Below are 25195 nucleotides of genomic sequence, written 5' to 3'. Positions count from 1 at the left end.
CGGCCATGATTTATGACGTCTGCATAATTGGTGGAGGCATAATCGGAGCGAGCGCTGCCAATCATCTCTCCGCTGCCGGCTTCTCTGTCTTTCTTGCCGAGCAAGGCGATTTTGCAAGCGGCACCACCAGCCGGTCAAGCCGTTTGCAACATTGCGGCTTGACCTATTTTTCTCCGGGCCGCTCTCTTCTGAACTTCCTGCGTTCACCACGGATGGCGCTTGAGCATTTCGAACTGGCTCGCCGGGCAATGCGTGATCGCAGCCGCTTCATTCGCGAAACCCCCGAACGTGTAAGACCGGTTGCATTTCATATTCCACTCTATCGCAAAGATGGTATTGCGCCGTGGAAAATCAGACTTGCCTGTCGATTGCTGGAAGCCATGGACCGCGACGGCGTCCCGCTTGACGATCAGTTGCTGACACCTGCCGAAATTGCCGCAATACCAGCACTTCACCATTTACGCGATCACACCCAATTATGCGGCGTTCTGCGGTTTACAGAATATCAGTTCGACTGGCCCGAACGTATTTGCATCGACGCCATCATCAATGCCGAGAAAAATGGTGCCGTTGCCTGCAATTACACGCGCGTGGACAAAATCGCCCGCGATCAGAATGACTTATGGACCGTTTATACGACCGATCTCCGATCAGGTTTGCCACAGCAAGTCACCACGCGCTCTATCGTCAATGCGGCAGGCGCATGGGTTGATGGGCTACATCCCGTCGAGCGCAGTGATATTCCAAGGCTTAATCAGGGGCTTAAGGGAAGTAATCTCGCTGTACGATTGCCGCCTGAATTTAAGAACTTGGCGATCGAAACCAGCCTGCCCGATGGAAATCCGTTTTACCTCATCCCCTGGGGAGACATTCATTACTTCGGCCCAAGCGACGAACCCCATGAGCCGGATGCTGAAGGCTTTCGCGTTGATGAGAAGACGATGGACAAATTGTTGGCTGATTTTGCAACGGTTTTTCCTGCGCTGCCTCTCACCCGACAAGATGTATTGTATAGCTGGGCTGGTGTTCGTCCACGAACAGCGCGTGCGGGAATGCCCGACGGATCGGAAGCTGTGTTGCTGCACGATATGAGCAGCAAATACGCTCCAAGGTACTTTGTCTATACGGGCGGCATCATCATGACGCATCGCAATGCGGGGCGAGACATAACACGGACAATCGCTCGCTATATTCAACCATCTGCACGACCCAAACCGCTTTGTCACGCGCCGCAGGATTATTGCCAGGAATATGATCTTGGCTGGATAGATACAGGTGGCGAACAAATCGCAATATCGCAACTGCTTATCCATGCGCGCGATGAAAAAGTGATGCACCTTGATGACCTGCTGTTCCGGCGAACGCGACTTGGCTGGTCCAGCAATATGGCACGCGATGTTGTGCAATCCATTGCCGAGCAGATTGCTGATATTATGGGTTGGACCAAAACTGACATCGAGGCTGAGGTAAAACTCTATCATACAACGATAACATCCAATTTCGGGATTAAGCCGTATGCAAATGCTTGATGCAGAACAGACGCACCGACTGTTGGATTTTCGTTATCTTGTGGAAGCATTGCAGCGGGCGCATCTTGATCCCATGCCCGCGGTCGATGAGATCGTCATGACGGAACCAGGCGGGGATCAGGCACGCAGTTTCATTGCTTTGCCTGCCTGGTCTGCAGGGCAGAAGATCGGCATCAAGCTTGTTACCGTTTTTCCTGACAATCCGCACGCAGAGCCGCAACGCCCATCCAATCAGGGATTATATGTGCTTTTTGACGGGAACAACGGAACCCCTTCACTTCTGATTGACGGTACAGCCCTCACCCTTCGCAAGACTGCCGCAGACAGCGCGCTGGGTGTACGTTTGCTTGCGCGAGAAGATTGCAGGAACCTGCTCCTGATCGGCGCAGGCGGATTAGCACCCTATGTCGCGCAAGCGATATATTCCGTTCGTCCGTCCCTGAAACGCATCATGATCTGGAATCGAACGCACCATAAAGCGCTCGAACTTGCGAAGCATCTTAATCAGGCATCCTGTTTCAACGAACTAAACACGTCGATAGAAATCGTTGCGGTCACTGATCTTGATGATGCTATCGCTCAGGCAGACATCATCAGTTGCGCCACTATGGCAAACAAGCCACTTGTCAAAGGTCGACTGCTGAAATCTGGCGCACATGTCGATTTAATCGGTGGTTGGCGGCCAGACATGCGCGAATGCGACGATGACACGATAAGGGCCGCTAAACTATTCACGGACAGTCGTACATTTTCACTCGAATGTGGTGATTTCACACAAGCCGTTGAATCTGGCGCCATGAACTGGAGTGACCTGCAAGGAGATCTGTTTGACCTCTGCAGCGGCAATGTCAGCGGACGCTTATCAGCAGAACAGATAACACTCTTCAAAAATGCTGGTGGTGGCCATCTCGACCTCTTCACAGCACAGGCACTCCTGAAGCGTCTTACACAGCAATAAACAGGGAACAGCAATGCAAGCGGGAAATTTGGTTAAGAAAACTAAGTTCTATATCGATGGTGTATGGCAGCTCGCAGAGAGTGAAGCGGTTATTGAAGTCGTCAACCCCGCAACAGATATGGCCTATGCGGTGATTGCCGCAGGATCGGCAGCGGATATTGATAAGGCAGTTCAGGCTGCGCGCCGTGCATTTCCGTCATGGAGCGATACACCGCTCAGCCAGCGTTTAGACCTTATCAAAAAGCTTGTAGCCATTTACGAAGAGCAAGCTGACGATATGGCCAAAGTCATCTCTGATGAAATGGGAGCCCCCATCCGGCTGGCGAAAGACGCACAGGCAGCGGCAGGCCTTTACCATATCAAAGCATTTCTCAACGCTGTTGAGCACTATTCTTTTGAGGAACTGGTCAGTTCTCAACTATCAGACCAGCACATCGTTCATGAGCCGATTGGCGTTTGCGGACTGATCACCCCATGGAACTGGCCGATAAACCAGATTGCCCTCAAGGTAATTCCTGCACTTATTGTCGGCTGCACGGTTGTTCTAAAGCCATCTGAAATCGCCCCCATGTCTGCGCTGTTGTTTGCAGAATTTGTCGACAAAGCAGGCTTTCCAAAAGGCGTTTTCAATCTCGTGAACGGCGATGGCATTACAACTGGCGAAGCGCTGTCCAATCATCCACAAGTCGACATGATGTCGTTTACAGGTTCAACCCGTGCTGGCATTGCAGTTTCCCGTGCAGCAGCAGGGACAATCAAACGCGTTTCGTTGGAACTTGGAGGAAAGTCTCCCAATATCGTATTTGCAGACAGTGATCTGGAAAAGGCTATCACTCGCGGTGTGGTTCATTGCTTTGAGAATACCGGACAATCCTGTAACGCACCCACCCGCATGCTGGTCGAACGATCAGTTTACGATCAAGCGGTAACTTTGGCTCACACCGCAGCCGAAAATACAAAAGTGGGCCTACCATCTCAGGATGGCGATCATATCGGCCCCCTTGCGTCATCCATGCAGTTTGACAAAGTTCAGCAGATGATTGAAGCAGGTATCTCTGAAGGAGCAAAGCTCATTGTCGGCGGATCAGGTCGGCCTGATGGCTTTTCGGTTGGCAGCTTTGTTAAACCAACAGTCTTTGCCAACGTCGACAACAACATGACGATCGCCCGAGAAGAAATATTCGGGCCAGTGCTCGTTATGATACCATTTGACACCGAAGAAGACGCTATCAGCATCGCCAATGACACGCCTTATGGATTGGCGGCATATGTTCAAACAGGAGATGCGGAACGTGCCAAGCGGGTATCCCGAAAACTGCGCGCAGGTATGATACAGATCAACGGGACTTCCCGCGCTCCGGGAACCCCTTTTGGTGGCTATAAACAATCGGGAAACGGCCGGGAGGGTGGCCGCTGGGGGCTTGAAGATTTCCTCGAAGTGAAGCTGATCAGCGGCTAAGCATCTCGCGTATCTTTCTGCATATGGCAAAAGTAAGCTTTTGCCATATGCAGAAAGGCAGGATCGTATGCGATTATAAAGTATCTGCCGGGACGGTTGCACTAACTCTGGCGTAGGCATCTGCAAAGATAGCGAGGTACAAACGAACCTCGTATCTCACTTCACCATCAGCGTCGCTTTCTATCCGAGATCGTTGCGGAAGCAGTGAAGAGTTGTATTTCCGCTTTCCGTTCAGCTACCACATCATAAAGCGTGCAACGTCGCTATCCGCCACCTTGCCGTCCATAACATCTACAATCGCTTGATCAACGATACCGATGGCTTCGTCTATTTCCGTTTCGGTCAACGTCAATGGTGGCATGAACTCCAGAACGTTGGCATTGAGACCGACATAGGTGAAAGCTGCGCCAAGCTGATAACCGCGATATATAATTTTGGCGGTCGTCGTTGCCGGAACAGGCTCGCGTTTGGTGCGATCTTCGACAAGATCAACACCGATTGCCAGCCCCCTGCCACGTACATCGCCAATAATGGAATGCCTGTTACTCAACCGGCGCAAACCATCCGCGAAAAGATGCCCAACTCGTTCAGAACGTGCGACAAGTCCTTCTTCATCTATGGTTTTAAGCACGGCGCGTCCGGCAGCGGTCGCCACAGGATTTCCCGCCGTGGTTTGCAGCACAAAGGCCGGCGCATGATCCATGACCCATTGCGGTCCGACAACAGCGGAGAGCGGCAATCCTCCGCCCAGACCTTTTCCGAAAACCACCACATCGGGCTCAAGCCCCTCATGCTGGAAACAGTGCATCAGCCCCGTACGACCAAGCCCGACTTTCACCTCGTCGACAACCACCAAAATCCCATGCTTGCGGCAACGATCTTGCAGCGCTTTGAGAAAGCCCGGTGGTGGTACAATTAGACCACCATCGGACAGGATCGGCTCGATAAAAATAGCTGCCACCTGCTCAGGTGGACAGCTCGTCGCGAAATGATAATCGAGAAGTTCCAGCACCGCCTCCGCAGAAAAACGGGGTCTGAACGGATCGGGATAGGGCAACAGCAGTACACCGGGGCGCGGCAGCGTATGTGTCATCGCCGTATGACCGCTGATCCCCATCGAACCTGTAAGATTGCCGTGGTAGGAGCCGATGAAGGATATGATACGTGAGCGTTTGGTGGCGGCAGTCAACACACGCACCGCGCAATCATTGGCGTCCGAACCCGAATGACCAAACCAGACGCGCCGCTCAGCGCTACCGGGAATAATGCGCAGTAAGTCTTCGGCAAGCGAAACAGCTGGCTCATTCGGATAAAGCAGAAGACTTGCGCCCGCCATGTCGCGAACCGATTTTTCGACAGCTTCGACAATTGCCGGATGCCCATAGCCCAAAGCCGCCGGTCCGGCGGAGCCCGACAGATCAAGTACCGAACGCCCGCCCTCCTCAATCAGCCTGTTACCCTTGCCACCGATCAGGCTTAGCGGCGAAAAACGCAAACGCCCGATTTCTGCGATTGCCCGCGCGTCGCGTTCAGCTAATGAGAGCGAAGCCTGCATCATCCTTGCTCCTGATGTGACAGCGCAAGTAGAGCCTTTTCCAGACGATCTGTCCATTCAGCTATGCCCTGCGGGGTCGATACAAGGTCCTGACGAATTTCAATAAGAATGGCATCGTGCCCCCGATCCTGACCATGGACAGGAATGGCATAATCGTCTTCGCGGCTCACGGTATAAGGGACGTTTCCATCGACATTCAGCGCAGGATCGCGACGCAGTTCGTCGATTACCGTTTGCGCGAAATCATGTGAGTGATCATAGAGAATACCCGCGTGCCATGGTCGCGCATATCCTTTGAAGACCGGAGTAAAGGAGTGGATCGTGACGATCTTCACCTTACGCCCGGCTTTTTCACGGGCCGTAATATGGTCAGCAACGCGATCATGAAACGGAGTGAAAATGCGCGCGGCGCGGCGCACTTTTTCTTCCTCACCGATATCGATATTACCCGGAATATTCGTGCTTTCTGAAAGCTGAGGAATACTCGAGGCCGCATCAAGGGGGCGATTGAGATCAATCAACAACCGCGAGTAAGTCGACAGAAAGGCAGGCGCATTCAAACGCTTAACCAGACCACGTGTTATTTCGGCTGCGCCGATATCCCATGCGATATGGCGCAGCCGGTCAACACTGGAAAGACCCAGATCGCCATATTCGGAAGGCATATGGTGCGAAGCGTGCTCGCACAACAACACGATATCGGAACTGCCATCTTCATTGTATATTTCGACAGGATCCGGCCAATCGGTGGACCGACGTTCAAGGACATGATCTGACATCAATATAGCGTCCGGTAAAGAGCACAGGTTTCGTCTGCATCGAGGTCTGCAACACGGGCAAGCTCCGCCTGCTTGATGCCGACAAAGGTTTCGATAAAAGCAGGATCAAACCAGCCACAAACGGTTTTATCTTCTTGAAGCGCATCAAGTGCCTGGGTCAGCGTTTCCGGCAATCGCACAAGACCACGGTCTGCACGCTCCTGATCGCTCATCAAGGTCGGATCACCAGCCACCAGCGAAGGAGTATCAAGTTCGGCCTTAAGACCTTCCAGACCTGCCCATACGATAGCCGCTAAAGACAGATAAGGATTGGCAGTGGCATCCGCCGCGCGATATTCGATATTGAACTGTTTTGCGGGATCACGTCCACCGATGGTAACGGTCGGACAAATGCGAAGACTTGCCTCGCGCTCCTTGTCCGCAAGCCAAGTATAAGAAGAACTCCAGCTATGGGGTTTAAGCCGGAAGAAAGAAGATGGATTGGAAGCAGTCAATACCGTGATTGCAGGCAAGTGACGTAAAACACCGGCGCAAAATGCACCAGCCGCCTTCGACAAACGGCCCGGCCTCTTGGGATCGTAAGTAGCAGGCTCACCATTTTCATCAACAAAGCTGAAATGAATATGCACACCATTGCCAACCGCATTGGGTGCGGTTTTTGGTGCAAAGCTTGCCTTCCATCCAAGATTACGCGCAACTTCACGTGTAATTTCGCGGATCGCCACAGCCCGGTCAGCTGCACTGACGCCATCGGTCGGTGCATGCGTGACCTCAAACTGCTCATCACCAAACTCGGCAATGATCACTTCCGGCGCAACGCCCGCCTCTTCCAGCGCCGCCATCAATTGTGGTGCGAATGGATCGGTACGACGCAAGGCTTCCATTGATAGCGAATGGGCTTTTGGAAAATCCCCTCCGAAAATCTGAAATTCCTGTTCGAATGTCGACATCAGCGACAAACCAGTCAACGCTTTCAGATCAGCAAGCGCTTTACGCAGCATGGAACGTGTGCAACCGAGCCAAGGATTGCCATCAAGATCAACGATGTCACCAGCGACCATATCAAATGGTGTTGTAGCGCCCGTTAACCCGGTACGATAACGCGCGTTCAGATCGGGCAAAATGCGAAGATCGCCAGACGATCCCCATGGGTTCTCGGCAACGATGGAATTAAATGGGGTCAGAGAAAGATTAGCCTGCAACCAGCCAATTCCAGTGACCGCCTGCTTTTCGAGGCGGCTTTGTGTAATGGAGCGGCCACGGGTGATACCTGAAAGATCGGTCGTTACGATGGCTACCAATGGTTCAAAAGCTGTTGTCATTACTTTTGTCCCATCTGGTTGAAGCGTTCAACAACAGTCTGGGTATCGGCCTGCCAACAATAGCCACCGAAAGCCTTCAATGCACCCTCGTGGCGCTCAGGCGTCGCAGACGCACAGGCATCGCTGACACAGGTTACCAGATAGCCGCGATCAGCAGCATCACGAACGGCCATGTCCACACACTGGTCTGTCATAATGCCGGTAATGATGAGATAGCGGACATTCAGGTTCTTGAGAACGTAGTCGATATTGGTGGAATTAAAGACGCCGGAAGATGTTTTCGGCAGCATGATTTCGTCGCGTACCGGCATCAATGATGGCACAGGCAGTCCTTCCGGGCGGCTTGGCGCAACATGGATGGGCGTCATCTTATGATCGAGCGAACAATCGCGACCATCTTCGGTGAGACTTTGGATGATCGTGTGCAACACTTCCACACCATTGGCGCGTGCCGCAGCCAGCAACTTTTCATTATTCGGGATCGTAACGCTAGATGTCTGCTTGATGAAATAATGATCCGCATCACGTTCGGGATGCGATGGATCAAGGCCGGGCTCAAGCCATATACGCTGCATATCGACGAGCAGAATTGCAGTTTCACCGGCAACGAATGGAGCGTCGCGCCTTATAGTTGGATGTACCATATCAGGTGTTCCCTCTGTTTATTCTTGAACCTGTGGTGGTTGGGGCTGATCTATCGTGATTTAGGCCCCGGAAAATCGCGTATTTCCGGTTCTTCATTCGAACCGTTGCGACCATCATCCCTCACGCTGTCGAGCGTAATGGCATTTTGCCGCCGCACTTCCTCAAGCCCTTCGATACGATTATGGGTCGCCTCGCTAATCGTGGAGAGAATGTGGGTAACAAGTGCTTCCATCTGCACGATGGATGGCCCCAAAGTATCGTAAGGCGATGTCACTTCCTGCGGGCTGACGATGTTCGCCTCTGAATATTCCGAAACAGGTGAAAGCCAGGGATCGGTGAACAGCACAATTTTCACACCACGCGCCGCCGCCTGTTTCGCAAAAGCGACGACATCGAGCTGATAACGGCGATAATCGAACACAACGAGGACATCACGCTTACCCATATCGGCAAGGATATCAAACTGTTGGGCCGACAAAGCTCCAAGATCGACGACACCGCTCCGGAACTGATAAATGTAGCCGGCAAGCATTCCAGCCACATGACGGCTGAAACGTCCACCCAGGAACATGACTTGCCCCTTGGCCTCCATGATAATTCTGGCAGCACGATCATAGGTGGTAACGGGAGTGGTCGTCATCGCCTTGTCGAGGGCATTGATAACCGACTGGATATAGGTGATGACCACCGCCTGATTGGCACTTGTAGCGGCCTGATCGGCACGCTTCGCTTCCATCATTAACAGTGGCGAGTGAAGGCGGGATTCAATTTCCGCTAAAAGCCTGGCCTGAAAATCGGCAAAGCCGTCAAAACCCAGCTTCATAACCAGACGAATGACTGTCGGATCACTGACCCCCGCCCTTCGAGCCAGGCTCGTGGCAGTACCGAGACCGGACGTCGGATAGTCAGTCAGAAGCAGCTTGACGATCTTCTCCTCCGATGGAGTAAGCGCCAGATCGCCGCGCATCAGGACGTCCCGTATCGCCATTTTTTCCTCTGCCTTCCCCAATCGATCTTGCCTGTTCTGCAAGTTATGCAGATTCAATTACAGAAATTTTAATTCTCGTCAATCGTGAAGAGATATTGACATAAAATAAAAACTGGCCTTAGTTTGAAGAAAAGCAGAACCCAATTCTGCGGGGAACAACATGACAACAAGCACGCATTCGTCGTCGCTCGAGCGCAGCACACGGACGACGACACCGGTTATACATCGTGGTTTTCTTTCGACTGCGCTTCGAAGTGCACTGGTCGACAGTACCGCAATGATTTTGTTGATAATTGCTGTTGCAATCATCGCATTCATCTTTGGCGGGCCCGCCATACAACGGGTGGTCGCCTATGCCGCAATCATGCTGACGGCGGTTGTGGGGTTGCAGATTTTTTCTGGCAATACTGGCATCGTCTCGTTTGGTCACGCTGGATTCATGGGCATCGGCGCTTATCTCACCGGCATTCTGACGATGCCGGCAGCGATGCAGGCCACAACCTTACGCGATCTGCCATCTTTCCTGGCTGGCTATCAGCTACCTTTTCTGGGAGCCCTGCTCGTGGTGGTGGTGGCAGCCGTAGTCGTAGGTCTGATCACCGGCATACCGCTTCTGCGCTTGTCCGGATCAAGCGCACCAATTGCGACACTTGCGTTGCTCATCATTATTTACACTGTTCTCGTGGCAGCGCGCGAAATCACCCGCGGCAGCCAGCCATTCTATGGAGTGCCGCGTGATGTCGGCCTTTGGACCACAGTGCTTGTGGCTGCCGCAGCACTGACTGTAGCACGCATTTTCCGCGACACCCCCTTCGGGCTTGCCGCACGCGCCGCATCTGATGACGAACGCGGTGCTGCTGCCGTTGGTGTTAATCATCGTGCCGCATGGTTGTTTTCATGGGTACTCAGCATCGTCGTGGCGATGGCAGCGGGCGCCATGCTGGCACAGTTCCTTGGGGCATTCTCACCGCGCGACTTCTATTTCGATCTCGGTTTCACCATCCTTGCAATGTTGATTGTCGGTGGGATGCACTCCGCACTAGGAGCCTTTTCCGGTGTTGTTGCCACCACCATTGTTATCGAGGTCGTAAGGCGGTTTGAGGGTGGCGGCGACATTCTGGGCTTCCATATTCCGCCAGTATTCGGCCTGACGCAGGGCGCACTGGCACTGGCGATGATCCTCATTATCTGGCGACGTCCTGAAGGGCTTTTCGGCAAAGGGGAGCTCAATTTGCTCCGCCGCTTCGGATTATCCCCGAAAGTAACTGCCGCCGCCGAGCCGCATCGAAATCCAGATAACACGCCTATCATCACAAACCATCTGACGCGTCGATATGCGGGGGTCGTTGCCGTGGACGATGCCTCGCTTGAATTCCACACCAATATGATTACCGGTATCATAGGTCCCAACGGCGCTGGCAAGACCACATTCATCAACATGATTTCCGGTGACGTGGTTCCCAGTTCCGGTCACGTTTCCATCAGCAACGAGCCTATACCACATACCGCTTTTCGTTTTGCCCGGCATGGCATCGCACGCACATTCCAGAATATCCGTATTTTTCCGCGTATGACGGTGATGGAAAATGTAGTGGTCGCAGCAAGGCAAGTCGAACCTAATCTGGTCCATGCCGAAGCCACCGCAATGCGCGAACTGCAGCGCATGGGACTTGCCGATGTAGCCGATCGTACGGCAGCCGGACTTGCCTATGGATTGCGCCGCCGACTGGAGATTGCCCGCGCCCTCGTTCTAAAGCCACGTTTTCTGCTTCTCGATGAACCGGCGGCAGGCATGAACGCGGTCGAAACCGCTGAACTGATCGCGATCCTGGCCGAAATTCGCAAAGAACGTCAGATCGGCATTATCCTCATCGAACATGACATGCGGCTGGTAATGGGGCTGTGTGAGCGGATCGTGGTGATCGACCATGGCAAGGTAATTGCTGATGGCCTGCCAACCGAAGTTCAGAAAAACCCGGATGTCATTGCCGCTTATCTCGGTAGCCGCAGCGCTCGCACCCGACACACCCAAAGCGAAAACTAAGATCATAACAAAGGGGAAAAACAAGATGTCTAAACACAACTATATTCAGCGCTCCATGCTCGCAGCATCAGTCTGTGCACTCGCAATAGCCACAGCATCAACGGCTAAAGCTGAAGAGATAATCATAGGCGTTGCCACCGCCCAGACCGGCGGCCTTGCTCCCTATGATCAGCCTTCACTGGCTGGTTTCCGCATGGCCATTGACGAAATCAACGCCAAGGGTGGCCTGGGTGGAAAGTATCAGGCAAAACTGATCATCAAGGATACCCGCACCGACACCGCTCAGACGGCAACTGTTGCGCAAGAACTGATCGATGCGGGCGCAAAAGTCATGATCACGCCTTGCGATGCCGATGCATCCATCGCCGCAGGCCAGTTAACTCAGCCTCTAAACATTCCCACACTTACGTTCTGCGGCACGGCACCTATCCTCAGCGTCGCTGTCGGCGATGTGATGTTTGGCACCTATCCGGCCGACAATGTGCAGGCCACTGCGGTTGCAGATTTCGCGCTTTCAGAAGGCAAAAAATCCGTCTACCTCCTGACCTCTCCAGATACGACCTATGTCGCCAATCTGCCGGAATATTTTGGCAAGGTTTTTGAGAAAAAGGGCGGCAAGGTGATTGGCCGTGGCACCTTCACAATGAACCAGCCCGACTTTTCTGCCGAAGTAACCAAGATCAAAAATCTGGCCGAAAAACCTGATCTCATCATGACTGCGGCTTACGAACCGGATTTCCCGGCCTTCATCCAACAGTTGCGTGCAGCTGGCGTCGATACACCCGTCTATGGTGCCGATGCGCTCAACACACCAACCATCAAAGGCCTTGGCAAGCTGGTGGATGGCGTGATCTTCACCGCCGCAGGCTATGCAGAACCGGGCAGCAAGCTCGAGGCTTTCGACAAATCTTTTGCCAAGACCACCGGACACGCGCCGGAATCGACCTATGAAGTAAACGGTTACGAAATCGGACTCATCCTCGATGCTGCGGTGAAAACAGCAGGCTCCGATGATCCGCGTGCCATTCGTGATGCCATCGCCGCGATAAAGGACTTTGACGGTGTCACGGGCAAAATTACCTATGCTGGCACAACGGGCATGCCGCTGCGTCCCGTCGTCCTGATGCGCTATGAAGGCGGCGTGCCACAATATGTGAAGACAGAAATCCCGGCAGCTGAAGACGTTCCTGCTCCGTGAGCAACCACGTCACTGAAGGCTTTCACAATCGGGATATTGCAATGCTGACCCTGGACGCTCTTAGAATTCGATATGGCGAGGTTGAGGCCGTACGTGGCGTTGATCTCAATGTGGGGCGCGGTGAAATCGTCGCGCTCGTAGGTGCCAACGGTGCAGGAAAAAGCTCCACCCTTGGCGCCATTGCTGGCCTGGTACCAGCTGCGTCCGGCAAGATCACTTTCGAAGGCAAGGAGCTGAAAGGCCTTGCCTCCGAAGCTATTTCCCGGCTCGGCATAGCGCTGGTTCCAGAAGGTCGCAGGATTTTCGCGAGCCTTACGGTTGCAGATAATCTACGCCTTGGCGGCGCAGTACATCTTTCCAGTGTGGAAGCGAAAACACGCGAAGAAGAAATTCTGGAGCTGTTTCCAATCCTGCGCCGCTATTACCGTATCAAGGGCGGCAATCTCTCCGGCGGTGAGCAACAAATGCTGGCCATTGGCCGGGCGCTGATGTCAAAGCCCAAGCTGATCCTTCTCGATGAACCATCGCTGGGGCTTGCACCGCAGATCATTGATACAGTCTTCGACCTCATCGCGAGTTTGCGCGAACAAGGCCTCACAGTCCTGTTGATCGAGCAGAATGTCGCTCTGGCACTGGAGATCGCCGACAAGGCAACCGTGCTGGCCAACGGCGAAGCTGTTCTTTCTGGAACGGCTAAAGAACTCGCAGATTCCGATCTTGTCCGCCAAGCCTATCTTGGAGCGTAAATACGATGATTATGCAACAGATCATCAATGCCATCAGTCTTGGCGGCGTCTACGCGCTGCTGGCACTGGGATTGGCAATTGTCTTTTCTATTGTGGGCCTGATCAACTTTGCGCATGGCGAGCTGATGACCATCTCAGGTTACGCGTTGCTTGCAGCCTTGTTTATGGGTGTTCCGTTTGCACTGGCCGTCGCGATAGCTCTTTGCATCGGCGCGATTGCCGCCGTGCTTATGGAGCGCATAGCATTTAGACCCATGCGCGGTGCGAGTGTCACAAGTCTGCTTTTAACGAGTTTCGCCGTATCCAGTCTCTTGAAAGTCTTCTTTCAAAATGGAGTCTCTGCGCGTGCGCAACCGGTGCCTATGCCAAGCTGGATGACCGGCGCTTTCCAGGTCGGGGACATGACGATTGGCGTAGGCCCGGCAATCTCGATCTCGGTTTCCATTCTTGCATTGATCGCGCTGGAATTGTTCCTCAGACGTACTGTCACAGGAACAGCAATGCGTGCAGCCGCAGAGGATTTCAACGTCGTGCGTCTGATGGGCATTCCGGCTGGCCGTATCATTGCGACAGCCTTCCTGCTTTCGGGCCTGCTGGCTGGCCTCGCGTCCATGCTGTGGATTGCCCAGCGTGCCTCTGTGGACCCGCTGATGGGATTCACACCGGTTCTCAAAGCTTTCATCGCAGCAGTTGTCGGCGGCCTTGGTAGTCTCTCGGGTGCAGTCGCCGGTGGCTTTCTTCTCGGCTTCATCGAAGTGTTGCTGCAAGCAACACTTCCAGCCGAACTGGCCCCCTATCGTGATGCTATGGTGCTCTCCGGCGTGATCATCATTCTGCTCATTCGTCCAAACGGATTGATCCCAGCCATGCGCGTACAGAGAAGCTGATGTACACAAAGCCAGAATTTGCACCACTTTCCGAAAATGAAGTGTTTGATCTGATTAAGGCGACGGTCTTCGCAACCGTCGTTACACCGGGCGACGCTGGTCTTGTCGTCTCCCATCTGCCATTCGTGCTCAAGCGATCAGAAGCTGGAGACACCAGGTTAGAATCGCATCTGGCGCGTGCTAACCCACATAGCCAATTGATTGCTGAGGGCCGTGAAACCGTTGTGATATTCAACGGACCACACGGATACATCTCATCGTCATGGTATCCCGAAAAACCTGTGCGTGACAGCGCACCAACGTGGAACTTTGCTGTCGTGCATTGTCATGGCCGCCCGGTACAGATTGATGAACATGCAACCGCACGTCATCTGCTGGAACTGGTCGATGTTCTGGAAGGCGGAAGGGAAGATCGCTGGCATATGCGTGAACTGGGCCCCGGCGGCATGCAGCGCAGACTACCCAACATTATCGGTTTTGAAATACCCACCGCTCGCATTGAAGCAAAGTTCAAAATGGGGCAGGACGAACGGCTTTATGACACCAGAGCGGCAATTGATGCTTTGAATATTGCCGACCCAACGCTTGCGGAAACGATGGTTCGGCATAACGAAAATCGTAAACCAGACCTAGAAATGTGACTATTTCCAACCAATAATGCGCGATCTTAAACGGGCCGATACAAAGGCACCAAGCACTAATGACAGCTTTAACCAAGTCGTTTCGTTGCGATGCAAGTCGTTCAGAAGTTCCTGTGTGGGCTGCAACCATTGTGGAAGGCTTTTAACTCTATGCAACCGGAATCATGTCGGAGCTGACGTCATCGAGGAATGTCACTGTTGGAACAAAGAACAGGCAACCCGTTACGGCGCGGCTGAAATCGAGAATGTGATCGTAAGTGCCGGGTGGATTGCCGACGAACATATTCTCCAGCATTTTTTCGATACGCGACGGCGAACGAGCAAAGCCGATAAAATAAGTCCCAAACTCTCCTTTGCCGACCTCGCCGAAAGGCATGTTGTCACGCACAATCTGGAGCTGTTCCCCATTATCTTCAATATTGGTCAATACGTTATGAGCATATGGCTTCTTCTGCGCATCGAGCTGTTCAATGTCTGAGAGCTTGTGCCGACCTATTATATTTTCCTGTTCCTCGACTGAGACCATGTTCCATCTATCGAGATCATGGAGATATTTCTGGACGATCACATAACTGCAACCGGAGAATTCCGGATCTTCATTTCCAATAAGAGTGGCTGAGAGAGCGGCCTGTTCGACCGGGTTTTCCGTACCGTCGACAAAGCCGAGGAGATCGCGGTCGTCGAAGAACTTGAAGCCGTGCACCTCATCCGCAACGGAAACATAACCAGCAAGCCGCGACATGATATGGGTTGCCAGTTCGAAACACTGGTCCATGCTGTCTGCCCGGATATGGAACAGAATGTCGCCGGGCGTCGATACAGCAGTGTGAACACCTCGTATCTCACGGAATGTGTGCAGCTCCTTCGGCCTCGGTGCACCGAAGAGGCGATCCCACGCCTCTGATCCGAAACCGGTTACGCAGGAGAGTTGTCCATTCAACCGCCGAAAACCAACACCACGCACCAGGCTAGAAAGATCAGCGCACAAACCACGCACTGCCTGTTCTGCTTCGCTTCCCTTGTTGATTGTTACAACAAGAAAAATCGCAGCCCTTGTCAATTTTCCAACAACTGATTGCGAAACGGGGAGTGCAGAAATATCGTCTGTGGCCATGTTTATTCCATTTCAACTGGAAACATACGAAATAGTCACGAGAGAACTGCCGTCTCGCCCAAATGACAATTCTCCAGCCAGACAGCATCTACTCGACAGTAAAACTATTCCATATCACGAAATGCGTGACCGTTTTCCGTGATTTCCTTGACGAGGTCATTCGGCAGCAAGCTTTCCACTTCGGTGCCATCGAAATCCCAGTCGTTCTTGTCTGCCAGATCCGGTAATCCCGCACCGTGACGGACGTAAAGGCCAATGGCGGGCTTCTTGATATTCAAGTACAGATCATATTCTGGCATTGCTGTTGGTGCCCTTTCCGTTTCAACTCGGCCAAGGTCGGTCAAAATGCCGATGAGCAATCACATTCATCTGGGTCAGAATGGGCTCCTTCACCCGATCCGGTGATCCCGTACGACAAGACTACAAGTCCACTGGTTTTCCTGACGGCTCTTCTTCCAAAGTGATCGCAATATCAGCATTTGCAGACAGGCGGACTTTATCACCTTCAACGCCTGCAACAAATCCAAGTTCAATGTAATGATGATGGCCGCGGTGTTCACCAAAGCCGTCGCTAAGCTTCAACTTGATCCTCTTGCCCACCACTTTATCGACTGTACCGACATGTACCCCGTCCGCGCCGATCACTTCCATATTCTCTCGAATATTGTCGCTCATGACTTCTCTCCTCGAGCTTATGATAATGGTCCAGTTATTGAAACTCAGGTAATTTCCCTGCTAGAGCGTGTTTCGATCTGATTGAATCAGATCGGTGTGCTAACTATTTGTTTTAACGCGCATCCCGAAAACCGTTTCACGCTTTTCGGGATGCGCCCTCGCATTCCCATTGCAGTTTTTTACTCTTCATCCTCATCATCGAGAATTTTTACATTCTTGCCGTTGAACGTAAGTCCAGTCTTGTTTGCAGAAATCTTGACGGATGCGCCGTCGTGAATTTCACCGTTCAGCAACATCTCGGCCAACGGATCCTGAACATATCGTTTGATGCCGCGCTTCAAAGGTCTCGCGCCATAGTGGGGTCCCATCCCTTGTCCACCAGCCAGCCCTCCCTTTTTCATCCAATAGAAGATCAATCTTGCGGTCATCAAGAAGTCTGCTCAGTCATTGGAATTGTATCTCGACAATGCGTCCTATCTCATTTTTTTGCAACCGCTGGAAAAGAATGATTGCGTCGACACGATTGAGACACTCGGGTCGAAAATACGCCCGCACAACCACCATGACTTCTTCTCTAACAATGCTGGTTTTCTCACCCTCCGCCTGATTGACCAAATATTCAGCACCAAGGTTTGAGGTTATGATTATGAGTGCACTATGGAAATCAACAGTGCGCCCCTGCCCGTCCGTCAACCGGCCATCATCCAGAACCTGGAGCAACACATTGAATACATCAGGATGTGCTTTCTCGATCTCATCGAACAGGATAACCGCCAAGCAGATAATGAAAGGCGATACTCACACGATTATATTAGCGATCTGCGATATTGAGCAAAGCCTCGTACCAAAGATGAACAGAAGCGATTTGGAACCTATATAATCGTTATTCTGCATTGTTTGTTCCATGGTGAACAAAGCCGCCGTTTAGAATTTCGAGTGATCGCCGCATTCCATGTATTTGATCCAGTAAATGAAGAATGACATCGATACCGGCATCGTTCGCTCCAAAATCCTTTTTCAGTTCGACAATGAGCCGAGCACGCGCCGTATCAGCATCTGAGAACGCGATAGTGCCCTCCGATGATTTTTGCGGAATGATCCATTCCTGCTGAAGCCAAACTTCAAGAGTTCGACTCTTCAAACCAGAAACTGCAAGAAATTCACTCTTCGTCATCATGTTCATCTTGGCTATGCCTCATCTTGCCGTGGGTTGAAGTCGTTTGCGTGGCTCCACTTCGATACGAATTCCTCAAGCTCGGGATCAGATGACTTCGGCAACACAACCTTCAGCTTAACCAGTTCATCACCATGTCCACCTGTTTTTGTTGGAGCGCCTTTTCCTCTTAACCTGAGAGTCGTTCCGGTATTGGCACCTTTGGGTATTGTCATTGTGACGTCCCCCGTCGGCGTAGGCACCCGGATTCTACCACCAAGAACGGCTTCGGAAAGCGATATTGGTAGTTCGATGATAATATCATCGCCCTTTCGAGAATATCTGTCATCGGGTAAGACGGTGACTTCGATCATCGCATCGCCTGGCTCGCCTTTGCCGATACCGGGGGCACCCTTTCCTTTTAGCCGGATCGTCTGACCATCTATAAGCCCGGCCGGTATCTTGACATTGAGAGCACTGCCGTCTGGCAATGTCAGACGCTTATTTGCACCGGCGATCGATTCAACGAAATCGATCGGGAGTCGATAATACATGTCTTCGCCTCTGCGATTGGCCCGTCCTCGTTGACCGCGCCTGAGCAACTCGGCGAATGCATCCTGGTCCATGAAATCGGCAAAGCCGCCCATCTCAGCATAGTGATCTGCCTGATCTGTGTTGGCAAAATCACGATAATACTGATGTTGAGGGCGCTCCATGCCGGAGGCATCAATTTCGCCGCTATCGAAACGCTTTCGTTTGTCAGCATCGCTCAACAGATCGTAAGCGGCGGCGACTTCCTTGAACTTGTCTTCGGCATTTTTGTCGCCTGGATTAAGGTCTGGGTGAAGCTTTTTGGCGAGTTTGCGGTAGGCACTTTGTATCTCCGCGGCCGTCGCGGTCGATGCAACTCCAAGAACTTCATAAGGATTTTTCACAGCTTACTCCGGCAATTGCAACAACATTACTTGACCATACTTATTCCGAGTGGAACTCAGATTTTGAGTTCCACTCGGAAGTCCAGATTGCGACTTAGTTCGCTTTCTTTTCGTCGTCGTCGATTTCCGTAAATTCGGCATCAACAACATTATCTCCAGCGGTTTGATTGTTCGCCGAATGAGTATCCGATGCATTCGCCGCTTCCGCTTGAGCTGCTTCGCCAAGCTTCATCGCTTTTTCCTGAAGGGCATCAACTTTGGCACCGATGACTGCAAGATCATCGCCTGATATGGCGTCTTGTAGCTCTGATACTGCGGTTTCGATTGCCTTACGGTCAGCGTCACTAATTCTCGACCCATATTCAGTCAGAGCCTTCTCCGTCCCGTGCATGACTGCTTCAGCCGAATTGCGGGCTTCAACGAGCTCCCTGCGCTTCTTGTCTTCCGTGGCGTGTGCCTCCGCATCCTTGACCATTTTCTCTATATCGGCTTCCGAAAGGCCACCGGATGCCTGTATCTGGATACGCTGTTCCTTTCCTGTGCCCTTATCCTTGGCGGAGACATTGACGATACCATTGGCGTCGATATCAAAAGTCACTTCGATCTGCGGCACACCGCGCGGAGCGGGCGGAATACCCATAAGATCGAATTGGCCGAGCATTTTGTTATCTGCAGCCATTTCTCGTTCGCCCTGGAATACGCGTATGGTCACTGCATTTTGATTGTCTTCTGCGGTTGAAAAGGTCTGGCTCTTTCTTGCAGGAACGGTTGTGTTGCGTTCGATAAGTCGCGTGAACACGCCTCCCAAAGTCTCGATACCCAATGAGAGGGGCGTCACATCGAGCAGAAGGACATCCTTGACATCACCCTGAAGCACACCTCCCTGAATTGCAGCGCCAACAGCCACGACCTCATCGGGATTGACCCCCTTATGGGGTTCCTTGCCGAATATCTTCTGCACGACTTCCTGGACTTTCGGCATACGCGTCATGCCGCCAACAAGAACGACTTCGTTGATCTCCGCAGCCGCTAGGCCAGCGTCCTTCAATGCGTTCAGGCATGGCTCGATTGTTCTCTGAACAAGATCTTCAACGAGCGCTTCGAATTTGGACCGCGTGATCTTCACCAGAAGGTGCTTCGGTCCCGTTGCGTCAGCGGTGATGAACGGCAAGTTCACTTCTGTCTGCGTTACAGTAGAAAGTTCGATCTTGGCTTTTTCCGCCGCTTCCTTCAGGCGTTGCAACGCGAGCTTATCCGTGCGCAAGTCAATGCCAGTGTCTTTTTTGAACTCGTCAGCGAGATAGTTGACAAGCCGCATGTCGAAGTCTTCGCCACCCAGAAATGTGTCGCCATTGGTAGCTTTGACCTCGAAGACACCATCACCGATATCCAGGATCGAGACGTCAAATGTACCACCTCCCAGATCATAAACCGCAATTTTGGCCTGCTTCTTCTTTTCCAGACCGTAAGCCAGTGCGGCAGCGGTTGGCTCGTTGATGATGCGCAGCACTTCAAGACCAGCGATTTTGCCAGCATCCTTGGTGGCCTGCCGCTGAGCATCATTGAAATAAGCAGGAACGGTGATCACAGCCTGGGTAATTGACTCGCCCAGGTTCGCCTCAGCCGTTTCCTTCATCTTTTGAAGAATAAAGGCTGAAATCTGCGACGGCGAATAGGGCTTTCCTTCCGCTTCCACCCAGGCATCGCCATTCGCAGCTTCTATAATTTTGTAAGGTACAAGCGCCTTGTCCTTTTCAACGGTAGGATCATCATAACGTCGACCAATCAGACGCTTAACCGCAAAAATGGTGTTAGTCGGATTGGTTACCGCCTGTCTGCGTGCGGGCTGCCCGACCAGGCGCTCACCATCAGCTGTAAATGCTACAATCGATGGCGTGGTACGCGCGCCTTCAGCATTTTCAATGATACGCGTGTTCTTGCCTTCCATAACCGCTACGCACGAATTGGTTGTTCCAAGATCAATGCCGATAACTTTGGCCACCACATGACTCCTCATTCATATCGGTTCAGTAGCTGAAACGTTGGTTTGTCTCTGAATTCGATGGACCGCCGCGCTTCATCCATGTGGATTCAACTCCAACACTCAAAGAAGTAAGCGACTGTAAGAAGTAGGCAACTGTCGTGCCAAAATAAAAATGGGTGCGAATACAGACAGCTTGCCACACCTCCATCTCCCGACCAAGTCAGATTGTCATATTTTGATGGACAGATTATCCGCCGAGACAAGCTGTTTGAAAGACGCGGGATAGCCCATAAATGGGAAGACATCGTAAGGGTGTCAGGCCTCGAAGAAGCCCAGATACGCCGTTGCGCAGAAATTTACATCCGCTCGCGCGCCACGATCATTTGTTACTGAGTGGACCTCACGCAACATCAGCAAGGATCTCGCCTTCTCCAGCATGTGGTAAATCTGCTTCTGCTCCGTGGAAATTTTGGCAAACCGGGTGCCGGAATCTTTCCGATCCGCGGTCATTCGAACGTGCAGGGTAATCGGACGGTCGGCATCGATGAGAAGCCCACGCAGGCATATCTCGATCGTGTGCGCGATGTGTTTGGTTTTGCCCCCAACGCGAACACGGGCATCATGCAGTTGAAACTGTCGAGGCGATGCATGCTGGCACCGCAAAGGTGTTCACTGGATTGGGCGGCAATTTCATTCGTGCCATTTCCGATACCGATCGCTCTTACGACGCCATGCGCAAGCTCGAGCTGACAGTCGGGATAACGACCAAACTTAATCGCGGTCATCTGGTTCACGGAAAAGAGCATGGATTTCATCTGGACATTCCTCCTCGCCGGCGTGTCGAAAACCTCACCGTGCTGGATTATCCGATGCCGCGCGGCGCAGTTGCAGGCTATTATCCGGAACTCAACCCGCTTTTGCCGCCTTATTATTATGACCGCATCAGTGGGACGCCCGCAGTAAAATCAATTCCAGTTCGCGTTGTGAGAAAACAGTAACTCGAAATTATGCAACGGCTCTATATCTGCGCGCGTCCGTAGGCTTCGGACAAAGGAGAGATTAAACGGTGTTACATCATGACAAGATGCCTCCGCTACACCCCGCTGGTTGCAGCCCTCAAGGTGTCTGGCAACAGCTTGACTTGTCGACAGATAAAGACATGGATAACAATGGAACCTATGTCCTCATTGCACTGGAGGCACTCAAACTATTGTATAGCTCATCGCAGGAACGTAACAGACGATTCTTGTAAGCATTTGAAATTGAGCGTAGCAACAGGTGAAATGACTAGTAGATGCTAACGACGTTCAACCTAATATTATTCATCATACATCTTTTGACCGTTGCCAGGGCGATTACGCGCCCAAACCGCGAACCCTCTGCCCGCGTGGCTTGGGTAGCAATCATTATGCTTTTACCCTTGTTGGGGGTCATCGCCTATCTCATGCTGGGAGAAACCAGTATTGGAAAGCGACGAATGCGGCGACTGAAGGCTGCGGAGGAGCGAACAGCCAAGCCGGAAGCATCAGTTCCTCTAACTGAAACAGTTCCATCTGAAGCAACCCTTCAGTTCGGTTTCTGTCAGTCAATCAACGGGTTGGCTCCAATTGAGGGAAATCGCATCACACTGGTTGGTTGCCCGGGAGCTTCAGTGCATCAACCGACACTCGATTCTGACAGTGCGATAACGAGCCTTGTTCGAGATATTGAGCAGGCAACGGAACACGTGCACATTTGTTTTTACATCTGGCTGGACGATGATAACGGCGGGAAGGTAGTTGATGCCGTAATTGCTGCCGCGCAACGGGGTGTCCGCTGCCGGATAATGGTAGACGCTTTGGGCTCACGCGCTTTTATCAAAAGCATACGCTGGCAACAAATGCACAAAGCTGGCGTGATCCTTGTTGCGGCTTTGAACGATATTCCGCGACTGGGTCATCTTGCCGTTGGTCGGCTCGACTTACGTAATCATCGTAAACTGGTCGTCATCGATAATCGAATAGCTTATTGCGGCAGCCAGAACTGTGCGGATCCGGCATTCAGGATTAAGGCAAGTTACGCCCCATGGGTGGATATGTTTCTGCGATGCGAGGGTCCAATTTCGCGACAGGCTCAATATTTGTTTCTCTGCAACTGGATAGCCGAAACTGGTGAACCTCTGGAAGAGCTGGCTGTAGCAAAACCTCTACCAGAGCGCTTCGAGCGGGGAACTATCGCGCAGATGTATGGAACCGGCCCCTCTACCCCGGGCAATGCGATGTCGGGTTCGTTTACGGGCGCGATTTACTCCGCGAACAAAGAACTTCTGATTACAACGCCGTATTTTGTTCCTGACGAAGCCGTCATGCACGCGTTGTGCGCAGCGCCGCGACGTGGCGTTAAGACGACGATCATTTTTCCAGAATGCAATGATTCCTGGTTGGTCAAATATGCCAGCCGCAGCTGTTACCCGGCGCTCTTGTCTAGTGGCGTCAATATTTATGAATATCCCTTGGGATTGCTGCACACAAAATCCATCACCATGGATGGGAAGATGGCCTTGGTCGGATCGGCGAACATGGATCGTCGAAGCATGCAACTCAACTTTGAGAATAATCTTCTGATTGCTGATGCGCGTGTTACCAAAGCGATACGCACGCGTCAGGAAGGCTATCTCAGCGTCTCAAATCCCGTGACGCAAAAAAGCGTTGAAGACTGGCCGTTTCATCAACGTTTGATGCAAAATACCATAAGTATGATGGCGCCCATACTGTAAGCACCCTGAAAGAAGCAGGAAAAATAGGCTTTCTTCCCCGATCCCGTGTGTACGGCGTGTCAATAAACGCTGACGATATACGAGCTGTCCGATAGTATGCCCGCCAGCCCGAGGGTAGACCGGCGGGCCATCGCAATTACTGCGGCTTCTTCATAGTATCGGTTTCCATAGCATCGGATTTCATGGCATCAGATTTCATCCCATTGCTTTTCATTGCCTCGTCGCCATGCTTCTTCATCTTTGTCTTGGCATCTTTTTGCATGGCATCTCCCTTCATCGCGTCGTTCTTGCCCATGGAATCTTTTTTCATGGTGTCTGTTTTCATCGTGTCAGACTTCATGGCATCGGGCTTCATTGCGTCTTGTGCGAGAGATGCTGACGTGAAAGAAAGGCCTGCAAGCAGGGCAAGTGCCGGAAGGACAACGATGTTCTGTTTGATGGTCATGACGATACTCCTGTTGATTTCGGCGCCAGCGGCGCGTGACGTGAAGGGTTTCGTCAGACGGAGGAAAATGGTTACATCAATCACACCGATGTGATCATTTGACTGGGCTATGTAACCTTTTCCGTTTATTTTACGAATATGCAGGTGAGTGGGAGTTGCAATCTGACTTATTCGAACGAAGAGAGGTTGAAGAGCCTGATGCTATTGGCGTTGGATGGAAATGAAGCAGCCTACAGGACGCTGCTGGGTGAACTATCGCGCCTGCTCACGTCCTATTTCCAACGGCGCCTTTTCAGCAGTACAGCGGAAGCCGAGGATCTCATGCAGGAAACGCTGTTAGCGATCCACACCCGCCGCATAACCTATGATCGCAATATGCCCTTCATGTCCTGGGTCAGCGCAATAGCTCGATACAAACTGTTCGACCATCTGCGCCGACAAGGACGACGCCCCACAACAGCACTTGATGAGGACATTCCGTTTACCGATGAAGCCGATGCCACCGATGCCCGCATGGATGTGGACAGGATGTTGGGCGACATACCGGAACGCACCGCCGGACTGATCCGCAGGGTAAAAATCGAGGGACAATCGATTGACGATGCCGCGCGTAGCAGCGGTATGAGCCAAAGCGCCGTCAAAGTGGCCATTCATCGTGGTCTTGTCGCGCTTGCCCAAAAATTCGGGGGTAAACAGAATGACTGATGATCTGATCAACCGACTGGCTGTCAACGCCAAACCCGTTTCGGCTGATGCCATGCGCTGGCTATTTCTGCGTCACGCTACAGGCGGTGTAGTTGCGGGACTTGCCATCATGCTCCTGTTTCTGGGCATACGCCACGATCTATCCTTGGCTATGACAACCGTTTCATTCTGGACCAAGTTTTTCTACGGGATATTTCTGCTTCTGATCTTGGTTCCAGCAGTTTTTGTCTTATCTCGACCGATCCGAAGCCAGCCGCACTGGCGACCGGTAGTCCTTCTTCTTGTCTGCCTGATGGGGGCGGCGCTGTACCAGTGGGAGAGTGTTGCACCCGAACAAAGGGATGTACTACTGTGGGGCCACACGGCACTCGTTTGTCCGTGGTTGATCGTACTCATATCGCTGCCAATGTTGGCATCGCTCCTCGTAGCCATGCGCAGACTAGCTCCAGCTCATCCGGCGCTCGCGGGTTTCGCTGCTGGTATCGTATCGGGCAGCAGTGGTGCGCTCGTCTATTCGCTTCACTGTCCAGAAACAGGTATTCCGTTTGTTGCCGCCTGGTATACGCTCGGCATCGCCATCACCGGGCTTCTCGGATTGATCGGCGGGCGCATATGGTTGCGCTGGTAAATCTCTGTACGACTGCTATCTTATTCAATTCCGGTGGCTGACCAATTACC

At 52.3% G+C, this 25195-nt stretch carries 25 protein-coding genes and 2 pseudogenes; 12 read left to right on the top strand and 15 right to left on the bottom strand.

Going from position 1 to position 25195, the window contains the following annotated elements:
• Positions 1 to 5: 5 nt before the first annotated feature.
• From CEV33_RS23235 to CEV33_RS23225, 3 genes are read left to right on the top strand one after another with little or no spacing between them, the layout of a single operon-like run.
• Positions 6 to 1529, top strand: coding sequence for an FAD-dependent oxidoreductase (locus CEV33_RS23235; protein WP_094542709.1), 1524 nt, complete (start codon positions 6 to 8; stop codon positions 1527 to 1529).
• Positions 1516 to 2487: an ornithine cyclodeaminase family protein gene (locus tag CEV33_RS23230; RefSeq protein WP_094542708.1), complete on the top strand. Its 972-nt coding sequence runs from the start codon at positions 1516 to 1518 to the stop codon at positions 2485 to 2487. The genes CEV33_RS23235 and CEV33_RS23230 overlap by 14 nt, the downstream gene beginning before the upstream one ends.
• Positions 2488 to 2500: 13 nt before the next feature.
• Entirely contained in the window at positions 2501 to 3946 is a 1446-nt protein-coding gene (locus CEV33_RS23225; protein ID WP_094542707.1) for an aldehyde dehydrogenase family protein, read from the top strand.
• Positions 3947 to 4181: 235 nt separating this feature from the next.
• On the opposite strand, the gene CEV33_RS23220 is transcribed toward CEV33_RS23225, so the two are convergent.
• Genes CEV33_RS23220 through CEV33_RS23200 form a run of 5 tightly spaced genes read right to left on the bottom strand, consistent with a single transcriptional unit; the run spans position 4182 to position 9235 of the window.
• Positions 4182 to 5504 carry an aspartate aminotransferase family protein gene (locus CEV33_RS23220; RefSeq protein WP_235818515.1) on the bottom strand — a complete coding sequence of 441 codons (1323 nt, stop codon included), beginning with the start codon at positions 5502 to 5504 and terminating at the stop codon, positions 4182 to 4184.
• Positions 5501 to 6280 (bottom strand): N-formylglutamate amidohydrolase, encoded by a 780-nt coding sequence (locus tag CEV33_RS23215; protein ID WP_094542706.1) that lies wholly within the window; start codon positions 6278 to 6280, stop codon positions 5501 to 5503. Before CEV33_RS23215 ends, CEV33_RS23220 begins: the two co-directional genes overlap by 4 nt.
• A complete protein-coding gene (locus CEV33_RS23210; RefSeq protein WP_094542705.1) occupies positions 6280 to 7602 on the bottom strand; it encodes a type I glutamate--ammonia ligase in 1323 nt (440 codons plus the stop codon). The genes CEV33_RS23215 and CEV33_RS23210 overlap by 1 nt, the downstream gene beginning before the upstream one ends.
• The gene (locus CEV33_RS23205; RefSeq protein WP_094542704.1) at positions 7602 to 8246 is read right to left on the bottom strand and encodes a cysteine hydrolase family protein; all 645 of its coding nucleotides are present in this window, start codon (positions 8244 to 8246) and stop codon (positions 7602 to 7604) included. Before CEV33_RS23205 ends, CEV33_RS23210 begins: the two co-directional genes overlap by 1 nt.
• 50 nt (positions 8247 to 8296) lie before the next feature.
• Positions 8297 to 9235, bottom strand: coding sequence for a MurR/RpiR family transcriptional regulator (locus CEV33_RS23200; RefSeq protein ID WP_094542703.1), 939 nt, complete (start codon positions 9233 to 9235; stop codon positions 8297 to 8299).
• Positions 9236 to 9395: 160 nt separating this feature from the next.
• Here CEV33_RS23200 and CEV33_RS23195 point away from each other — a divergent pair, with 160 nt between their 5' ends.
• Genes CEV33_RS23195 through CEV33_RS23175 form a run of 5 tightly spaced genes read left to right on the top strand, consistent with a single transcriptional unit; the run spans position 9396 to position 14751 of the window.
• A complete protein-coding gene (locus tag CEV33_RS23195; protein ID WP_094542702.1) occupies positions 9396 to 11279 on the top strand; it encodes a branched-chain amino acid ABC transporter ATP-binding protein/permease in 1884 nt (627 codons plus the stop codon).
• Between the two features lie 25 nt (positions 11280 to 11304).
• The gene (locus tag CEV33_RS23190) at positions 11305 to 12477 is read left to right on the top strand and encodes an ABC transporter substrate-binding protein (RefSeq protein WP_094542701.1); all 1173 of its coding nucleotides are present in this window, start codon (positions 11305 to 11307) and stop codon (positions 12475 to 12477) included.
• Between the two features lie 41 nt (positions 12478 to 12518).
• A complete protein-coding gene (locus tag CEV33_RS23185) occupies positions 12519 to 13223 on the top strand; it encodes an ABC transporter ATP-binding protein (protein WP_094542767.1) in 705 nt (234 codons plus the stop codon).
• 5 nt (positions 13224 to 13228) lie between these two features.
• Positions 13229 to 14110, top strand: a complete 882-nt coding sequence (locus CEV33_RS23180) for a branched-chain amino acid ABC transporter permease (RefSeq protein WP_094542700.1) — start codon at positions 13229 to 13231, stop codon at positions 14108 to 14110.
• A complete protein-coding gene (locus tag CEV33_RS23175; protein ID WP_094542699.1) occupies positions 14110 to 14751 on the top strand; it encodes an FMN-binding negative transcriptional regulator in 642 nt (213 codons plus the stop codon). The genes CEV33_RS23180 and CEV33_RS23175 overlap by 1 nt, the downstream gene beginning before the upstream one ends.
• Positions 14752 to 14899: 148 nt before the next feature.
• Here the strand turns inward: CEV33_RS23175 and CEV33_RS23170 are convergent, their stop codons facing one another.
• The 8 genes and pseudogenes from CEV33_RS23170 to CEV33_RS24300 form a co-directional block, all read right to left on the bottom strand.
• Complete coding sequence (locus tag CEV33_RS23170) at positions 14900 to 15865, bottom strand: Dyp-type peroxidase (protein WP_094542698.1); 966 nt, start codon at positions 15863 to 15865, stop codon at positions 14900 to 14902.
• 104 nt (positions 15866 to 15969) lie between these two features.
• Positions 15970 to 16164 (bottom strand): hypothetical protein, encoded by a 195-nt coding sequence (locus CEV33_RS23165; protein WP_094542766.1) that lies wholly within the window; start codon positions 16162 to 16164, stop codon positions 15970 to 15972.
• Positions 16165 to 16285: 121 nt separating this feature from the next.
• Complete coding sequence (locus CEV33_RS23160) at positions 16286 to 16540, bottom strand: DUF2171 domain-containing protein (RefSeq protein WP_094542697.1); 255 nt, start codon at positions 16538 to 16540, stop codon at positions 16286 to 16288.
• A gap of 179 nt (positions 16541 to 16719) precedes the next feature.
• Positions 16720 to 17311 (bottom strand): annotated as a pseudogene (locus tag CEV33_RS23155) (AAA family ATPase); the annotation flags it as partial.
• 112 nt (positions 17312 to 17423) lie between these two features.
• Positions 17424 to 17723, bottom strand: a complete 300-nt coding sequence (locus tag CEV33_RS23150; RefSeq protein ID WP_328588608.1) for a chaperone modulator CbpM — start codon at positions 17721 to 17723, stop codon at positions 17424 to 17426.
• A 5-nt stretch (positions 17724 to 17728) separates the two neighbouring features.
• Positions 17729 to 18628 (bottom strand): DnaJ C-terminal domain-containing protein, encoded by a 900-nt coding sequence (locus CEV33_RS23145; RefSeq protein ID WP_094542696.1) that lies wholly within the window; start codon positions 18626 to 18628, stop codon positions 17729 to 17731.
• 94 nt (positions 18629 to 18722) lie between these two features.
• Positions 18723 to 20630, bottom strand: a complete 1908-nt coding sequence (dnaK, locus tag CEV33_RS23140; protein WP_094542764.1) for a molecular chaperone DnaK — start codon at positions 20628 to 20630, stop codon at positions 18723 to 18725.
• A 297-nt stretch (positions 20631 to 20927) separates the two neighbouring features.
• The gene (locus tag CEV33_RS24300) at positions 20928 to 21122 is read right to left on the bottom strand and encodes a hypothetical protein (RefSeq protein ID WP_208620260.1); all 195 of its coding nucleotides are present in this window, start codon (positions 21120 to 21122) and stop codon (positions 20928 to 20930) included.
• Positions 21123 to 21256: 134 nt separating this feature from the next.
• Between CEV33_RS24300 and CEV33_RS24295 the strand changes: the two genes are divergently transcribed.
• On the top strand, positions 21257 to 21610 hold the full coding sequence (locus CEV33_RS24295) for a molybdopterin-dependent oxidoreductase family protein (protein ID WP_208620259.1): 354 nt from the start codon (positions 21257 to 21259) through the stop codon (positions 21608 to 21610).
• Between the two features lie 296 nt (positions 21611 to 21906).
• Positions 21907 to 23367, top strand: a complete 1461-nt coding sequence (gene cls, locus CEV33_RS23130; RefSeq protein ID WP_094542695.1) for a cardiolipin synthase — start codon at positions 21907 to 21909, stop codon at positions 23365 to 23367.
• Here cls and CEV33_RS24880 read toward each other — a convergent pair.
• Positions 23344 to 23460 (bottom strand): annotated as a pseudogene (locus tag CEV33_RS24880) (cytochrome b/b6 domain-containing protein); the annotation flags it as partial. The gene cls and the pseudogene CEV33_RS24880 overlap by 24 nt on opposite strands.
• A gap of 43 nt (positions 23461 to 23503) precedes the next feature.
• Positions 23504 to 23812, bottom strand: a complete 309-nt coding sequence (locus CEV33_RS23125; protein ID WP_094542763.1) for a pentapeptide MXKDX repeat protein — start codon at positions 23810 to 23812, stop codon at positions 23504 to 23506.
• A 198-nt stretch (positions 23813 to 24010) separates the two neighbouring features.
• On the opposite strand from CEV33_RS23125, the gene CEV33_RS23120 reads away from it, so the two are divergent.
• Positions 24011 to 24517 carry a sigma-70 family RNA polymerase sigma factor gene (locus tag CEV33_RS23120; RefSeq protein WP_235818514.1) on the top strand — a complete coding sequence of 169 codons (507 nt, stop codon included), beginning with the start codon at positions 24011 to 24013 and terminating at the stop codon, positions 24515 to 24517.
• Positions 24510 to 25145: an NrsF family protein gene (locus CEV33_RS23115; protein WP_094542693.1), complete on the top strand. Its 636-nt coding sequence runs from the start codon at positions 24510 to 24512 to the stop codon at positions 25143 to 25145. The genes CEV33_RS23120 and CEV33_RS23115 overlap by 8 nt, the downstream gene beginning before the upstream one ends.
• Positions 25146 to 25195: the final 50 nt, after the last annotated feature.

Origin of the sequence: Brucella grignonensis (genome assembly GCF_002252505.1) — a bacterium.
Taxonomy (GTDB): Bacteria; Pseudomonadota; Alphaproteobacteria; order Rhizobiales; family Rhizobiaceae; genus Brucella; species Brucella grignonensis.
This window is presented reverse-complemented; position numbering and strand designations above follow the sequence as displayed.

Bases quoted from the DNA above. Each gene is read 5' to 3' on its own strand.
- CEV33_RS23235 (WP_094542709.1), top strand. From the start codon at position 6: ATGATTTATGACGTCTGCATAATTGGTGGAGGCATAATCGGAGCGAGC.
- CEV33_RS23230 (WP_094542708.1), top strand. From the start codon at position 1,516: ATGCAAATGCTTGATGCAGAACAGACGCACCGACTGTTGGATTTTCGT.
- CEV33_RS23225 (WP_094542707.1), top strand. From the start codon at position 2,501: ATGCAAGCGGGAAATTTGGTTAAGAAAACTAAGTTCTATATCGATGGT.
- CEV33_RS23220 (WP_235818515.1), bottom strand. From the start codon at position 5,504: ATGATGCAGGCTTCGCTCTCATTAGCTGAACGCGACGCGCGGGCAATC.
- CEV33_RS23215 (WP_094542706.1), bottom strand. From the start codon at position 6,280: ATGTCAGATCATGTCCTTGAACGTCGGTCCACCGATTGGCCGGATCCT.
- CEV33_RS23210 (WP_094542705.1), bottom strand. From the start codon at position 7,602: ATGACAACAGCTTTTGAACCATTGGTAGCCATCGTAACGACCGATCTT.
- CEV33_RS23205 (WP_094542704.1), bottom strand. From the start codon at position 8,246: ATGGTACATCCAACTATAAGGCGCGACGCTCCATTCGTTGCCGGTGAA.
- CEV33_RS23200 (WP_094542703.1), bottom strand. From the start codon at position 9,235: ATGGCGATACGGGACGTCCTGATGCGCGGCGATCTGGCGCTTACTCCA.
- CEV33_RS23195 (WP_094542702.1), top strand. From the start codon at position 9,396: ATGACAACAAGCACGCATTCGTCGTCGCTCGAGCGCAGCACACGGACG.
- CEV33_RS23190 (WP_094542701.1), top strand. From the start codon at position 11,305: ATGTCTAAACACAACTATATTCAGCGCTCCATGCTCGCAGCATCAGTC.
- CEV33_RS23185 (WP_094542767.1), top strand. From the start codon at position 12,519: ATGCTGACCCTGGACGCTCTTAGAATTCGATATGGCGAGGTTGAGGCC.
- CEV33_RS23180 (WP_094542700.1), top strand. From the start codon at position 13,229: ATGATTATGCAACAGATCATCAATGCCATCAGTCTTGGCGGCGTCTAC.
- CEV33_RS23175 (WP_094542699.1), top strand. From the start codon at position 14,110: ATGTACACAAAGCCAGAATTTGCACCACTTTCCGAAAATGAAGTGTTT.
- CEV33_RS23170 (WP_094542698.1), bottom strand. From the start codon at position 15,865: ATGGCCACAGACGATATTTCTGCACTCCCCGTTTCGCAATCAGTTGTT.
- CEV33_RS23165 (WP_094542766.1), bottom strand. From the start codon at position 16,164: ATGCCAGAATATGATCTGTACTTGAATATCAAGAAGCCCGCCATTGGC.
- CEV33_RS23160 (WP_094542697.1), bottom strand. From the start codon at position 16,540: ATGAGCGACAATATTCGAGAGAATATGGAAGTGATCGGCGCGGACGGG.
- CEV33_RS23150 (WP_328588608.1), bottom strand. From the start codon at position 17,723: ATGAACATGATGACGAAGAGTGAATTTCTTGCAGTTTCTGGTTTGAAG.
- CEV33_RS24300 (WP_208620260.1), bottom strand. From the start codon at position 21,122: ATGACCGCGGATCGGAAAGATTCCGGCACCCGGTTTGCCAAAATTTCC.
- CEV33_RS24295 (WP_208620259.1), top strand. From the start codon at position 21,257: ATGCATGCTGGCACCGCAAAGGTGTTCACTGGATTGGGCGGCAATTTC.
- cls (WP_094542695.1), top strand. From the start codon at position 21,907: ATGCTAACGACGTTCAACCTAATATTATTCATCATACATCTTTTGACC.
- CEV33_RS23125 (WP_094542763.1), bottom strand. From the start codon at position 23,812: ATGACCATCAAACAGAACATCGTTGTCCTTCCGGCACTTGCCCTGCTT.
- CEV33_RS23120 (WP_235818514.1), top strand. From the start codon at position 24,011: ATGCTATTGGCGTTGGATGGAAATGAAGCAGCCTACAGGACGCTGCTG.
- CEV33_RS23115 (WP_094542693.1), top strand. From the start codon at position 24,510: ATGACTGATGATCTGATCAACCGACTGGCTGTCAACGCCAAACCCGTT.